The sequence below is a fragment of the Dictyoglomus turgidum DSM 6724 genome (assembly GCF_000021645.1).
Taxonomy (GTDB): Bacteria; Dictyoglomota; Dictyoglomia; order Dictyoglomales; family Dictyoglomaceae; genus Dictyoglomus; species Dictyoglomus turgidum.
Map to the genome: position 1 here is coordinate 202,794 of NC_011661.1, position 15,010 is coordinate 217,803.

Below are 15,010 nucleotides of genomic sequence, written 5' to 3' on the forward strand. Positions count from 1 at the left end.
TAAGAACTAAAATTTTTCAAGGGGAGGTTTAAGAATGCCTGAATTTGGTACTCCTTATTCGGTTTTAGGTGTGGGAAGAAAGATTAGTAAAGAGGAATTAATAAGAGCTATAAGATTATTTGTTGCTGCAGAATATGAAGCTATCCAATTATATGAAGAGATAGCGGAAGCCACTAACGATCCCCTTGCCAAGAAAGTGCTCTATGATATTGCTAATGAAGAAAAAGTACACGCCGGAGAATTCTTAACTTTATTAAAAGAGCTTGATAAGGAAGAGGAAAACTTCTATAAAAAGGGCGAAAAAGAAGTAGAGGAGATGAAAAAAGAACTTTAAAAATTGTTTCACGTGAAACATTACAAAAGAGAGCAATGAGTAAAATAATAAGCGTAGCCAATCAAAAGGGTGGTGTAGGTAAGACTACTACAGTAATAAATTTAGGTTACTCTTTAGCTGAACAGGGGATGAAAATTCTTTTGGTAGATGCTGATCCTCAAGGGAATACTACGAGTGGTATATCTAATCTTAAAAATCAAAAGCCTAATCTTTATTCAGCTCTTATTGAAGAGGTTTCTATAGAAAAAGTAATTTATTCCTTAGGAGATGGAAAAAATAAGGTAAGGGAAAATTTATTTATTATTCCTTCAAATATAGACCTTGCAGGTGCAGAGATTGAATTAGTATCTATGCTTTTTAGAGAATTAAAACTGAAAGAAATCCTAGATAAAATAAAAGAAAATTTTGACATAATACTTATTGACTCTCCCCCATCCTTAGGACTCTTAACAGTTAATTCCTTAGTTGCTTCAGACTATGTCCTTATTCCTCTTCAATGTGAATATTATGCCTTAGAAGGAATCAGTCAACTATTAAAAACCATAAACTTGATAAGGAAAAATTTAAATCAAAACTTAGAAATCCTTGGCGTTCTTCTTACCATGTATAGCCGTACCACCCTTGCCCAACAAGTTATAGAAGAAGCACAGAAATACTTTAAAGATAAAGTTTTTAAAACTCTTATTCCTAGAAATGTAAGATTGAGTGAGGCTCCAAGTTACTCCCAATCTATTTTTGAATATGCTCCAGATTCCTCAGGAGCAGAAGCTTATAGAGAAATCACAAAAGAGGTGATACAACGTGTCTTCTCAAAAGAAGGGCTTAGGTAGAGGACTTGAAGCCCTAATAGGAGAGGAAGAAAAACTTATAGAAAAAATACCTATAGATAAAATAGTTCCCAATCCAAACCAACCAAGAGAAACTTTAAATCCAGAAACCCTTCAGGAGTTAGTAGAATCAATAAAACAGTTAGGGCTTCTACAACCCATATTAGTAAGACCTAAAGGAGATTATTACGAAATAGTAGCTGGAGAACGTAGATACCATGCTGCAAAAACTGCAGGATTAAAGGAAATCCCTGTAATCATTAAAGAAATAGATGATCAATCAGCCTGGGACATAGCTCTTACTGAAAATCTCCAAAGAGAAGATTTAAATCCCATTGAAAAAGCAAAAGCATTCCAATACTATATTGAGACCTTTAATGTAACTCAAGAAGAGCTTGCCCAAAGACTTTCTATAAGTAGGTCTGAAGTAGCAAATTTTTTAAGACTCCTTCAGCTTCCCCCTGAAATACAAGAAGAGGTAAGAAGAGGCAATTTAACCTATGGTCACGCAAGAACTCTACTTGGAATAGAAGACCCTAATATGCAAAAACTTTTAGCCCAAAAAATAATAAGGGAAAAACTATCTGTAAGAGAAATCGAAGACCTTGTAAAAAAAAGAAAAATTAGGAATGAAATAGAAATTCCTGAGATAAGATCTCTTGAGGAAAAACTGGAGCAATATTTAGGCACCAGAGTAAAAATTCAGCCTAAAAGCCCTAATAAAGGTAAAATTACTATAGAGTATAAAAGTTTAGAGCACTTAGAAGAGATTATTAGGAAATTTTTGGAGTGATAAAAGTATGAAAGAATTAAATGAAAAATTAATTGAAACATTAATTCTTGATACCTTAAAAGAAATGGTTATAGTATTGGATAAAGACATGAATATAGTCTATGCTAATAAATCAGCCCAAATCTCCCTAGACTTAGATCTCAAAAACATTACAGATAAAAAATGCTATAAGCTCTGGCACTATAGAGACACTCCATGTATAAACTGCCCCGTAATAAGATCTATGGAGACCAAAGAAGTCTCTGAAGGAGAAGTCACTACTCCCGACGGAAGGGTATGGCATATAAAGTCTTATCCCATTTTAAATGAGAAAAACAAGGTTATTGGTGCTATAGAAATAACACAAGAAATTACAGAAAAGAAAATCTTTGAAGCAGAAATTCAATATCTTACCTTTCATGATAAACTTACAGGGCTTTACAATAGAGCCTTCTTTGAGGAAGAACTAAAAAGGCTTGATACTCAAAGACAACTTCCTATAAGTATTGTAATGGGAGATCTTAATGGCTTAAAGCTCGTAAATGACGCCTTTGGACACGAGGAGGGAGACAAACTATTAAAATCAGTGGCAGAGATCTTGAAAAAATCTTGTAGAAAAGAAGACATTATCGCAAGATGGGGAGGAGATGAATTTGTCATAATCTTTCCTAAAACTCCTAGAGATGTCGTAGAAAGAATTTGTGAAAGGATAAAAGAAAACTGTGAAAAATATAATCAAGAAATAGATAAAAAACATCCTATACCTCTAAGTATTGCCCTTGGACATGCTACCAAGGAAGAAAAAGACGAGAAAATGTTAGAAGTACTTAAAAGAGCCGAAGATAGAATGTACAGAAACAAATTAATAGAAGGAAAAACCTTTAGAGATTCTGTCCTCAAATCCCTCAAAAATCTCTTATGGGAAAATACCTTTGAAAGTGAAAGTCATGAAAACAAAATAAAAGAATTGGTCTCCAAAATGGCAGACATCCTTACCCTATCCGATATAGAAAGAGAAGCTCTAATATTTCTTTCCTACTTTCATGATATAGGAGAAATAGCAATTCCAAAAGAAATTATGAGAAAACCAGAAAAACTCACTGAGGATGAATTTAAAAAAGTAAAAACCCATCCTGAAGTGGGCTATAGAATTGCTGAAACCTCTTATGAACTTGCTCCTATTGCAGAATACATTCTTACTCACCATGAATGGTGGAATGGAGAAGGATATCCAAGAGGTTTAAAGAAAGAAGAGATACCTCTGGTCTCAAGAATCTTTGCCATAGTCGACGCTTATGAAGTGATGATCTCGGGAAGACCATATAAAAGAGCAAAAACAAAAGAAGAAACCATTGAGGAACTAAAAAAATTTGCTGGTATACAGTTCGATCCAAATTTAGTGGAAGTTTTTGCAAATATAATATAAAAACATGGAACTTAAAGGTATAATTTTTGATTGGGATGGAACTCTTGTAGACTCATTTCCAGCTTGTATAAAGGCCACAAAAGAAATTTTTAAAAAATTCGGGTTTATCATATCCGAAGAGGAGTATAGAGAGAAATTTTCTCCAAACTGGTATGATATATACAGAAAACATAATATTCCAGAGAAATATTGGAAAGAAATAGATCTACTATGGAAGGATTATTTTGATTATTCTCTGGTAAAGTGGAGAGAAGGAGCGGTAGAAAATTTAACCTTTTTAAAAAAACTGAACCTTAAAATAGGAGTGGTCACCGCAAGTACTAAAGAAGATATAGAGAGAGAAAAACCTTATCTCAATCCTGAAGAATATATAGATGGGTGGATTACTTGGGAAGATTCCGAAAAGCCAAAACCAGATCCCTTACCTCTTCTAAAAATACTAAAAAAATTAAGCCTTTCACCTTTGGAAGTAATATATGTAGGAGATACAAAAGAGGATATAGAGATGAGTAAAAAACTCAACATTCTAACCATTGGAGTTCTCTCCCCCTTCACCCAAAAAGAAAAACTTGTCTCTTCTAATCCAAACTTTCTCTTTAACAATCTCTTTGAATTATTAAAGTTTTGGAAAGATTTATTCCTTTAATAAAAATTCCAATCTTTCTTTTACTGCCTTAATAAAATCCTCGGTATAATAGTATCTATCTACAGGAGGATATGCTTGAGGTTGTAGATCCTTAGTCATAATACCACTTTCTATGGTTTTAATAGTTGCTTCTTCCAATTTATTTGCAAAATTGACTACTTCAGGAGTACCGTCTAATTCTCCTCTCTTCCTTATACCTCCTGTCCAAGCAAATATGGATGCGGTAGGATTTGTAGAAGTTTTGTTTCCCTTTAAGTATTCGTAGTAATGTCTTCTTACAGTGCCATGGGCAGCCTCAAACTCATATTCTCCCTCAGGAGAGACTAATACAGAAGTCATAAGTCCAAGACTTCCAAACCCTGCAGCAATCATATCGGACATTACGTCTCCCTCGTAATTCATACATGCCCAGAGCATCCCACCTTCTGATTTCAATATCTGAGCCACAGCATCATCAATAAGGAAATATCTATAATTTATTCCAGCCTTTTCAAAATCTTCTTTTCTTCTTTCTACTTCTTCTTGGAATATTTCTTTAAAATATCCATGATAAATCTTTGATATAGTATCCTTGGCAGAAAACCAGAGATCTACTTTTTCAGAAAGAGCATAATTTATGCAGGATTTTGCAAAACTCCTTATAGACTTTTCAGTATTATGAAGAACCATAAATATTCCTTTCCCATCAAAGGTATGAACCTTAAATTCTTTAACTTCAGAATTTTTAACAATAACTTCAATTTCTGCAGGCTCTTCAACCCTATATTCAAAAGCATTGTATATATCTCCATAAGCATGCCTTCCTATTATTACCGGCTTCTTCCATGTCTTCACATAAGGAGGAATATTTTTCACAATAATAGGTTTTCTAAATACCGTTCCATCTAAATACGCTCTTATAGTAGCATTAGGACTTTTCCATGCTTTTTTTAAGTTATACTCTTTTACCCTTTCCTGATCTGGCGTAATGGTAGCACACTTTACCCCTACTTTGTACTCTTTTATGGCTTTTGCCGCTTCAAGGGTTACCATGTCAGAAGTGGCATCTCGGTTTTGGATTCCCAAATCAAAATATTTAATAGGAATGTCTAAATAAGGAAAAATGAGCTCTTCTTTAATCCATTTCCACATTACTCTTGCCATTTCATCCCCATCAAGTTCTACAATAGGATTTTTTACTTTAATCTTTCCCACATTTATCCCTCCCTTTCTCTTTCTAACTTTTTAAATAATAACCTAATAAATAACTTAAGACAACGTATTATAATAAATTAAAAAATGTGAGGGAGGAAGAAAATGAAGAAAGAATTCTGGTGGCTTAAATACCCTACTTTAATACTCTTAAAAGAAATTCAAAAGGTTAACAAAAATATGGACAAATCTATTGAAAACTTAAAAGATTATATTTATGAAATTTTGGTTCAAGAATTTAAAGAGCATAATTGTGAGGTAATCCTGTGGAAAAAAGAGCAAGATAAGAAAGTAAAAAACAATTATGCGATAATAATAAATCCAGTGTTTTTAGGAAAATTAGATTCTAAGATAGAAGAGGTATTAAAAAACAACAAGCTTCCTGAAGATAATGAAATCCTAAAAGAATCCCTTCCAGAAGTAAATCCTCCCTTTGCTATTAGTATTGGAAGGAAGGTATGCAAAAATTTAGAGATATACCCTGAACTTCATCCCAATTTTATTAATCTTGTATTTATTGAGGACAATATAAATATCCATAGTCTATCTTCAAATACAAAAGTTCAACTTATAAGATTTCTCATGGCAAAATTAGGAGCTTTTAAAAATATTATTGTTCCATATAAAGGGGAAAATATATCTGAGAATAAAGTTATATTAGGAACCTTAGAGGGAGGACATCCATCCTTAAGGATAGAAGATCTGGCAAAAAGACTTATGGTTTTTGGATCTTGTAAAGAAGTAGGGGGTTATGAGGAAATAGATTGGGAAATAAAGGAAGATGTATGGAAAAAATCTAAAATTGTAAATAGCATGATAAATCTTGGTAAATTTCTGGGTGAAAAGAAATTACTTTCTGAACCTGTAGAAATAAGAAATTTAGTAAAAGATGAAAATCTTGCAAAACTCATCGTTAGGCTTGTGAATTATTCAAGACAAGCAGAAGGAGCCTTTATGGCTTTTGAGCCCGAAATAAAACCTCCTAAAGAGTTAAACTTCATGAATGGGATATTTATAGTCACCTGCTCTGGAAAATACGGTACAGTAAAAAGTAACTTATCCTATAAAGATTTAGCACCTATCATTCCCTTAAAAAACGGTAAGGTTGGAGTATTTAAAAAAGAAAAGGAAGAAACCATTGGTCCATCTGTAGAAGCAGAGGAATTTACTCTGCCCCTTTTGGAGATGAAAGAAAAACTTGATTACCTACCCATAATAGGAGTGGTTCATTTACATAGAGGATATAAGATTTTAAATCCTTCCTCAAAATTTTTTTATATACCTATAGATATAAGAGAGTATCCTCCTGTGGGATGTGGTGTAGATCTCATGCAAGAAATGAGTAAGTATGCCATGAAAAAAGCAGTGGAAATCTGGGAAGAAAGAAAAAAATTACCTTATTTTGCCCTCTTTTATGTACCTAATCATGGAACAAATATATTTATTTTTCCTAAGGACAACTTCAATATTTATGAAGATCCTTTTTACTACTTTAAAGAAAGTGTGGATTTAAAGGAACTCATTTTCACAGATGTTCCTCAGGTGTAGCCAATATTTTAATAATTTTTTGCATAAAGTTATTAAAAAATTTTAATAATTTCAAAATGAAATTACCCCCTTTACAAAATTGTTTCCTTATGATATTATTTTTTACACGAAAGGACCTGGAGCATGGTCCAGATATAAATTTACCCCAAAATAGGAGGTGTAAAAATGAGGGGTAAAGTTTTAGGGGTGTTTTTAACAGTTTTACTTTTGACCCTTCTACTTGTACCTTCCACATTAGGTCAGGTTTCTTTACCACGTAATGAAACAGTTTATACCGTTGGAGCACTTTGGTCTGCAACCACCTACAGTTTATATGCACCTTCTTCCACCTATGGTACTGAGCATTTCTTGTACATGCCACTTTTCATCTACAGCAATATGAAAGATGGATGGCTACCAGTACTTGCCGAATCCTTCACAGCAGTGAATAAGAGAACACTAAGAGTAAAAATCAGAGATATTGCAAAATGGAGCGATGGTACTCCAATTACTGCTGATGATGTAGTGTTCACCTTCAACTGCACAAAAGAGGTAGGATTTGGACCTGGTAATGGATGGTGGGATTACATCCAAACAGTAAGAGCAGTAGACAATAAGACAGTAGAATTTGTAATGAGACCAGATGCACAAAACTATGCCTCTTTCTTAGGATATGCCTTCACTACAAGGATTGTTCCAAAACATGTTTATGAGCCTCTATTAAAGCAAGGCGTACAAGCAGTAAAAGATTTCCAGAACAATGATCCTGCAAAACAGGTAGTTTCTGGACCATATAAACTCTACTACACAGATCCCAACATTGTAGTATATGGAAGAATTGATGATTGGTGGGGCAAAGCAGTATTTGGGCTTCCTGTTCCTAAATACATTGCTAATGTAATTTATAGAGATAATGCTGTAGCAAACTTAGACTTTGAGAAAGGAAATGCTGACTGGGCAGGAGTCTTTATACCCGATGTAAGTTCCCTCTGGACTCAGAAGAAGCTCCCCATTGGAACTTGGTTCAAGAACAAACCATACTACATGCCAGATGGTCTTGATCTTCTCTACATCAGCTACTACAATCCATTACTCAAGGATCCTGCAGTGAGAAAAGCTATAGCTTATGCAATACCATATAAAGAGATGCTTGATAAAGCATACTTTGGCTATGGTAACCAAGCTCATCCATCAATGGTAATAGACGACTTTGAAGCATACAGAGAATACATTGATCAAGCTTATGCAAAATATGTATGGGGTTCTCCCGATGGAAAACCTAAGACAGATCTTAAGAAAGCAAATGAAATACTTGACAAGGCTGGATATAAGAGAGGAAAAGATGGTATAAGAATCAGTCCAGATGGAAAGAGAATGGGTACTTTCACTATTCAAGTTCCAAATGGATGGACCGACTGGATGATGATGTGTGAAATGATGGCAGCAAACATGAGAGAAATTGGGCTCGACGTAAAGACCGAATTCCCAGACTTCTCTGTATGGTGGACCAGATGGACTCAAGGAACCTTTGACTTCATCCTTGGATGGTCTGCAGGCCCTGGTTTTGATCATCCATGGAACGTCTACAGATTAGTATTAGATCCAGCCCTTTACAAACCATTTGGTCAAGATCAGTATGGTAACTTTGAAAGATATAACAATCCAGAGGTTGGCAAACTCTTAGATAAGATTGCTGCAACCCTTGATCCAAAGGTCAAGAAGACATTATTCTATCAATTACAAAGAATAATCTACAGAGATCTCCCAGCAATTCCACTCTTCTATGGAGCTCACTGGTATGAATACAACGAAACTGTATGGACTGGATGGCCCAACGAAAGCAGACCATGGTGGTACCCAGCTGCTCCTTGGAGCAACATGGCACTACCAATACTCTTTGGCATAGCTCCAAAAGGACAAACACCTAAGGTGCCAGCTTGGGTAGAGTTCAAAGCAAAAGGCGGTCTCCTTATACCAACCAACGACGTCCTCAATGCATTAGCAAAGGCAAAATAAATTTAAAGGAGAACTTTATGGGCCATGCTCTAAGGTCCTAACCGAGAATCAGAATATAAACCCCCCGGAAAAATCCGGGGGGTTATTTAGTTAAAATATAAAGCAAGATAAAGGAGGCTTAAGAGTAAATGCCGAAAACAGCTATGAAACCTTTTTTAAAGTACATAGGACGAAGGCTCTTCTTCCTAATACTCACATACTTTGTGGCAATTACCATAATATTTATCTTGCCAAGAGCCATTCCAGGAAATCCATTAGCGGTTATCCTCCAGCGTATAGCAGTACAGGGAGCAAGTAATCCAGAGACCATGTCAAATGTACAAAAAACTATGATGGAAGAATTTGGTTTTAACAAACCCATTCATATTCAATATCTAAATTTTTTAGGACGTCTTTTTAAGGGAGATCTAGGAACGTCTATTCACTATTATCCTAAAAAGTGTATTGATGTCTTAGCTCCCTTTATTCCATGGACCTTATTTTTATTAATACCCGCCACATTAACCGCTTGGATTATTGGGAATACCCTTGGTGCTATTGCTGGAAACAAGAGAGGAACCTGGATTGACAATATTGTGCTTAATTCTTCCCTTGTTATAAGTCAAATTCCTTATTACTGGTTAGGAATGCTCTTAATTTATACCCTTGCTGTTAAGCTAAAGATTTTCCCCAATCAAGGGGGATACTCTCAAGGACTAATACCAAATCTTTCTCTAACTTTTATCTTAGATGTGCTTTATCATTACATTCTCCCCTTTCTTTCCATAGTGATTGCAGCTATTGGGGGCTGGGCGATTGGAACAAGACTTTTGGTTATATACGAATTAGATGCGGATTATACGGTGTTTGCAGTAAATTTAGGAATGAGGGATAACACTGTATTCAAATATGTCTTTAGAAATATATTACTACCTCAAATTACTGGTTTAGCTCTAAATTTAGGATCTGCTCTTGGTGGTGCCCTGATAACTGAACTTATTTTTAACTATCCCGGAACAGGATATATCCTTTTTAGAGCATTAAGTACCCTTGATTACACGTTAATTCAAGCGATTTTTGTAATCTTAATTGTAGCTATATACTTGGCTAACTTTATTGTGGACTTTGTGTATGCCATTGTGGATCCAAGAATAAGATTAGGACAAGGAGAGGGAAGCTAAAATGTGGAAACAAATGATAAGACCATTATTTAAAAGTCCAAAATTTATTGTGGGAGCGACTATTTTCTTATTAATTGTTTTAATGGCTATATTAGGTCCAATTGTTTACCCAAAAGATCCAACATCCTTTGCAGGAATACCAGAACAACCTCCAAGTAAGCAGTACCCCTTAGGAACCGATACCTATGGTGGAGATCTATTAGCAAAGGTTCTAAATGGAACTAGATCATCCCTATACATAGGATTTTTAGTAGCTATAATTTCTATGAGTATAGGACTTCTTGTAGGAACATTCTCTGCTATTAAAGGCGGTATTATTGATGATATTTTAATGGGTTTAACAAATATAGTTTTAACAATACCAAGTATTCTCCTTGCTATTTTAATTGCAAGTTATTTAAACATAAGAAGTTTAGAAGTTATTGCTGTCATACTGGGAATACTCTCTTGGCCTTGGTTTGCAAGAGCCATACGTGCCCAACTTATGAGTTTAATAAATAGAGAGTATGTCTATCTCTCAAGACTTGCAGGGTATGGAGACTTTAGACTCGCAATAGAGGATTTGATTCCTGCAATTGCAACCTATACCTTTATGGCATTTATTCTCTTTATCAATGGTGGGATTTTGGGAGAAGCAGGATTAAGCCTTATTGGATTAGGTCCTACAAAGGGAGTAACCCTTGGTATAGTTCTCCAATGGGCTGTCCTAATGGAAGCAATAAGGAGAGGACTTTGGTGGTGGTTTATCCCACCAGGAGTTATCATAGTTGCTCTCACTTCCTCTCTTCTAATCATTACCACAGCAATGGATGAAGTATTCAATCCAAAACTGAGAGAGAGGTGATAAAAATATGAAAGGCACTTTAATAATCAATTTAGACAATGTAAAAGCCTATTATGCAAGAGGAGATACCTATGTAAAAGCGGTAGATGGGGTCACATTAAACGTATATAAAGGGGAAGTGGTGGGCATTGTAGGGGAAAGTGGTTCTGGAAAATCCACCCTTTCTAATGTTATGATCATGAACATAAAAAAACCATTAACTTTTATTGATGGAAAAGTCACCTTAAATGCAGGAGCAGATTTCTTAGAGCTAAACAAAATGCCAAGACAAGAACTTCAAAAAATCGTCTGGGGAAGAGAGACCTCCATAGTTCCCCAAGCTGCAATGAATGCCCTTATGCCAACTAAAAAGATAAGAGATTTTATATCGGACTTAGTTAAAGACCATTTTGAAAGAGCCCTTAACGAGGAGGAGATTGTAGAAAGAGCAAAACAAAGATTTACCGATGTAGGAATAAGCCCTAATGACATATATAGATACCCCTTTGAGCTTTCGGGGGGAATGAGACAGAGAGCAGTAATAGCCATTGCAACATTACTAAACCCAAGACTTTTAATATGTGACGAGCCTACTTCAGCCTTAGATGTGGCAAACCAAAAACTGGTTCTAAAAACATTGGAACAATTAAGAAAAAGAGAAATTGTAGAATCCATTGTCTTTATTACCCATGATATTGCCACGGTAAGACAGATTGCCACAAGAATGGTAGTTATGTATGCTGGAAAAATTGTTGAAAATAGCTCAGTAGATGATATCATAAAAGATCCATTACATCCCTACACAAAAGGATTACTACTTTCGGTAGTAACTCCTGAGCCTGAAGTAAAAAAACGTGGAATATCGTATATTCCTGGAACACCACCAGACCTTGCCAATCCTCCTCATGGATGTAGATTCCATACCAGATGTCCATATAAGATGCCTATTTGTGAAGAGCAGGAACCTGCTCTTAAGAAGATAGATACCAATAGAGAAGTAGCATGTTTCTTATTTAATAAATGAGGTGAGAAAAAGATGGCACTTTTAGAGGTCAAAAACTTAAACAAAATATATGAAGTTGGTTTATTTGTAAGAAGACAAATTCACGCTGTAAAAAGTATAAACTTCTCTGTAGAAAGGGGAGAAATTGTATCCCTTGTAGGAGAAAGTGGTTCTGGAAAAACTACCACTGCTAAAATGATACTAAGACTTGAAAAACCAACATCAGGAGACATTATTGTAGAAGGTATAAACGTATGGAAAGACATAAAAACAGTAGAAGATAAGAAAAATTACTACAGAAAAGTACACGCAGTATTCCAAGATCCCTTTGCAAGTTATAATCAATTTTATCCCATTGATAGAATACTACACCAAGCTTTAAGACTTATAGACGTAGATCCTAACAATCCAAAATCAAAAGAACTAATTGAAGAAGCCTTAATCCATGTAGGATTAGAACCTAAAAATATCCTTGGAAAATATCCCCATCAACTTTCCGGTGGAGAAAAACAGAGAATAATGATTGCAAGATGTTGGCTCTTAAAACCATCTCTAATCATAGCAGACGAGCCTGTATCTATGATAGATGCATCCACTCGTGGTGGTATAATAAAACTATTTGAAAATCTAAGAGATGAGACAGGAACTTCCATTATATTCATCACCCACGATATGGGACTTGCCTACTATATTTCAAACAGAATATTCATAATGTATAAAGGAGAAATTGTAGAAGAAGGAACTCCTGATGATATAATATCTAATCCTAAACACGATTACACAAAAAATCTCATTGGAAGTATTCCAACCCTCTACAAAAAATGGGAAGATATTGGAGAACTTGAAACAAGAGTATAAAATCTCTAAGAATTTAAAAAGGGGAGAGATCAATAAAAATTCTCTCCCCTTTTTATTACAATTATTAGTTAAGGAGGTAAACTAATGAGTGTGGATATAAAAAAGCTCATATCTCAAATGACCCTTGAGGAAAAGGCAAGCCTTTGTTCTGGGCTTGACTTTTGGCATACAAAACCCATTGAAAGACTTGGAATACCATCTATAAGAATGTCGGATGGTCCTCATGGACTTAGAAAAGAAGAAACCATGTTTAGTAAGACTGTTCCTGCTACATGCTTCCCTACTGCTGTAACTATTGCAGCATCCTGGGATAAATCCCTTGCTGAGAAGATGGGAAAGGCTATTGGCGAAGAATGCCAGGCTGAAAATGTACAAATACTCCTTGGACCTGGAGTTAACATAAAAAGATCTCCCCTTTGTGGAAGAAACTTTGAATACTACTCTGAAGATCCACTCCTTGCAGGAGAACTTGCAGCCCATTTTATTAAGGGAGTACAAAGTGAGGGAGTAGGAACTTCTCTTAAACATTTTGCAGCAAACAACCAAGAACATAGAAGGCTTACTGTAAATGCCATCATTGACGAGAGAACCTTGAGAGAGATTTATCTTTCTGCCTTTGAGAGGGCAGTAAAAGAGGCAAAACCATGGACCGTTATGTGCTCATACAATAGAGTAAATGGGACTTATGCATCAGAGAATGAATTTCTTCTCACAAAGGTATTGAAAGAAGAATGGGGATTTGAAGGATTTGTAGTATCCGATTGGGGAGCAGTAAATGATAGGGTAATGGGACTTTCTGCAGGACTTGATCTTCAAATGCCTTATGATGGTGGATATGGAGACAAAAAGATCATTGAGGCAGTAAAAAGTGGAAAAATTCCTGAGGAGGTTCTTGATAGGGCTGTAGAAAGAATTCTTAGGATTGTATTCAAGGCAATAGAAAACAAAAAAGAAAATGCCACCTATGACAAGGAAACTCATCATAAAATTGCAAGAGAGATTGCAAGGGAATGTTTTGTGCTTCTCAAAAATGAAGGGGACATTCTTCCACTGAAAAAAGAAGGAAAGATTGCATTAATAGGAGCCTTTGCTAAGAACCCTCAAATACAAGGAGGAGGAAGTGCCCATGTAAATCCAACCATGGTAGATGATGCAGTAGAAGAGATAAGAAAGATGGTAGAAGGAAAGGCAGAGATTCTTTATGCCGATGGATATCATATAGAAAAGGATGAGGTAGATGAAAGACTTATAGAGGAGGCAAAAGAGGTTGCAAAGGTAGCGGATGTGGTGGTAATTTTTGCAGGACTTCCCGAAAGATACGAATCGGAAGGCTTTGACAGGCCTCACATGAAGATGCCTGAAAGCCACAATAGGCTAATAGAAGAAATCTCAAAGGTAAATGAAAATCTTGTGGTGGTACTTAGCAATGGAGCACCTATAGAGATGCCATGGTTAGAGAAGCCAAAGGCAATCCTTGAGACCTACAGAGGAGGACAAGCCTGGGGAGGAGCAGTTGCAGATGTTCTTTTTGGAGTAGTAAGTCCTTCTGGAAAGCTTCCAGAGACCTTTCCAAAGAAGCTAAGTGATAATCCGTCTTACTTATTCTTCCCAGGGGAGGATGACCGAGTAGAGTACAGGGAAGGGATATTTGTAGGATATAGGTATTATGATAAGAAGGAGATGGAAGTATTGTTTCCCTTTGGATATGGTCTTTCCTATACTACCTTTGAGTATTCAGACTTAAAGCTTGACAAGAAAGAGATGAGAGATGATGAAGTACTTAAGGTAAGTGTGAAGGTAAAGAATACGGGGAAGGTAAAAGGTAAAGAAGTAGTGCAGTTATATGTGAGGGATGTGGAAAGTAGCTATATAAGGCCTGAGAAGGAGCTAAAGGGATTTGAGAAGGTAGAGCTTGAGCCAGGAGAAGAAAAGGAAGTAGTGTTTTATCTTGATAAGAGGGCTTTTGCCTTCTATAACATAGACATAAAGGATTGGTATGTGGAGGATGGAGATTTTGAGATATTAATTGGGAAGTCATCAAGGGATATTGTGCTAAGGGATAAAGTATTTGTTAAGTCTACCACAAAGATAAAGAGAACTTACCATATTAATTCTACTATTGGGGATATTATGAGGGACCCTATAGCATGGGAGAAGTTTAAGGATATACTACAGCAGTTTGCAAGTGCCTTTCCTGCCTTTTCATCGGAAGAAGCAATCATGAACTTTGCAGAGATGATGAAATACATGCCTCTTCGAAGCCTTATTCACTTTGGTCAAGGAAAAATCACACCAGAAATAGTAGAAAACCTACTGAGAGAACTTAATAGCTAAAATTAAGCCTTAATTTAAAATTGATATAATAAGGGAGGAGGAGTATTAAAAACTTCTCCTCCTTTTTTATTAAATTTCCAAGTAGGGGGTATA

General features: G+C 35.6%; 13 protein-coding genes. 12 read left to right on the forward strand and 1 reads right to left on the reverse strand.

Annotation, left to right across the window (positions count from 1 at the left end):
- Positions 1 to 34: 34 nt before the first annotated feature.
- Genes DTUR_RS01025 through DTUR_RS01045 form a run of 5 tightly spaced genes read left to right on the forward strand, consistent with a single transcriptional unit; the run spans position 35 to position 4,005 of the window.
- Positions 35 to 334, forward strand: a complete 300-nt coding sequence (locus DTUR_RS01025; RefSeq protein ID WP_012582621.1) for a methyltransferase — start codon at positions 35 to 37, stop codon at positions 332 to 334.
- A gap of 35 nt (positions 335 to 369) precedes the next feature.
- On the forward strand, positions 370 to 1,164 hold the full coding sequence (locus DTUR_RS01030) for a ParA family protein (RefSeq protein WP_012582622.1): 795 nt from the start codon (positions 370 to 372) through the stop codon (positions 1,162 to 1,164).
- Positions 1,136 to 1,954 carry a ParB/RepB/Spo0J family partition protein gene (locus DTUR_RS01035; protein WP_012582623.1) on the forward strand — a complete coding sequence of 273 codons (819 nt, stop codon included), beginning with the start codon at positions 1,136 to 1,138 and terminating at the stop codon, positions 1,952 to 1,954. Before DTUR_RS01030 ends, DTUR_RS01035 begins: the two co-directional genes overlap by 29 nt.
- 7 nt (positions 1,955 to 1,961) lie before the next feature.
- The gene (locus DTUR_RS01040; protein WP_012582624.1) at positions 1,962 to 3,359 is read left to right on the forward strand and encodes an HD-GYP domain-containing protein; all 1,398 of its coding nucleotides are present in this window, start codon (positions 1,962 to 1,964) and stop codon (positions 3,357 to 3,359) included.
- Between the two features lie 4 nt (positions 3,360 to 3,363).
- Positions 3,364 to 4,005, forward strand: a complete 642-nt coding sequence (locus tag DTUR_RS01045; RefSeq protein WP_012582625.1) for an HAD family hydrolase — start codon at positions 3,364 to 3,366, stop codon at positions 4,003 to 4,005.
- Here DTUR_RS01045 and DTUR_RS01050 read toward each other — a convergent pair.
- On the reverse strand, positions 3,994 to 5,199 hold the full coding sequence (locus tag DTUR_RS01050) for an NADP-dependent isocitrate dehydrogenase (RefSeq protein WP_012582626.1): 1,206 nt from the start codon (positions 5,197 to 5,199) through the stop codon (positions 3,994 to 3,996). The genes DTUR_RS01045 and DTUR_RS01050 overlap by 12 nt on opposite strands.
- 102 nt (positions 5,200 to 5,301) lie before the next feature.
- Between DTUR_RS01050 and DTUR_RS01055 the strand changes: the two genes are divergently transcribed.
- The 7 genes from DTUR_RS01055 (at position 5,302) to DTUR_RS01085 (ending at position 14,917) form a co-directional block, all read left to right on the forward strand.
- Positions 5,302 to 6,744, forward strand: coding sequence for a hypothetical protein (locus DTUR_RS01055; RefSeq protein WP_012582627.1), 1,443 nt, complete (start codon positions 5,302 to 5,304; stop codon positions 6,742 to 6,744).
- Positions 6,745 to 6,909: 165 nt separating this feature from the next.
- Positions 6,910 to 8,739, forward strand: coding sequence for an ABC transporter substrate-binding protein (locus DTUR_RS01060; RefSeq protein ID WP_012582628.1), 1,830 nt, complete (start codon positions 6,910 to 6,912; stop codon positions 8,737 to 8,739).
- A 128-nt stretch (positions 8,740 to 8,867) separates the two neighbouring features.
- The gene (locus DTUR_RS01065) at positions 8,868 to 9,899 is read left to right on the forward strand and encodes an ABC transporter permease (protein ID WP_012582629.1); all 1,032 of its coding nucleotides are present in this window, start codon (positions 8,868 to 8,870) and stop codon (positions 9,897 to 9,899) included.
- A 1-nt stretch (position 9,900) separates the two neighbouring features.
- Complete coding sequence (locus tag DTUR_RS01070; protein WP_012582630.1) at positions 9,901 to 10,743, forward strand: ABC transporter permease; 843 nt, start codon at positions 9,901 to 9,903, stop codon at positions 10,741 to 10,743.
- 7 nt (positions 10,744 to 10,750) lie between these two features.
- Positions 10,751 to 11,746 (forward strand): ABC transporter ATP-binding protein, encoded by a 996-nt coding sequence (locus DTUR_RS01075; protein WP_012582631.1) that lies wholly within the window; start codon positions 10,751 to 10,753, stop codon positions 11,744 to 11,746.
- Between the two features lie 12 nt (positions 11,747 to 11,758).
- Complete coding sequence (locus DTUR_RS01080) at positions 11,759 to 12,583, forward strand: ABC transporter ATP-binding protein (RefSeq protein WP_012582632.1); 825 nt, start codon at positions 11,759 to 11,761, stop codon at positions 12,581 to 12,583.
- A gap of 84 nt (positions 12,584 to 12,667) precedes the next feature.
- Complete coding sequence (locus tag DTUR_RS01085; protein ID WP_012582633.1) at positions 12,668 to 14,917, forward strand: glycoside hydrolase family 3 C-terminal domain-containing protein; 2,250 nt, start codon at positions 12,668 to 12,670, stop codon at positions 14,915 to 14,917.
- Positions 14,918 to 15,010 lie beyond the last annotated feature (93 nt).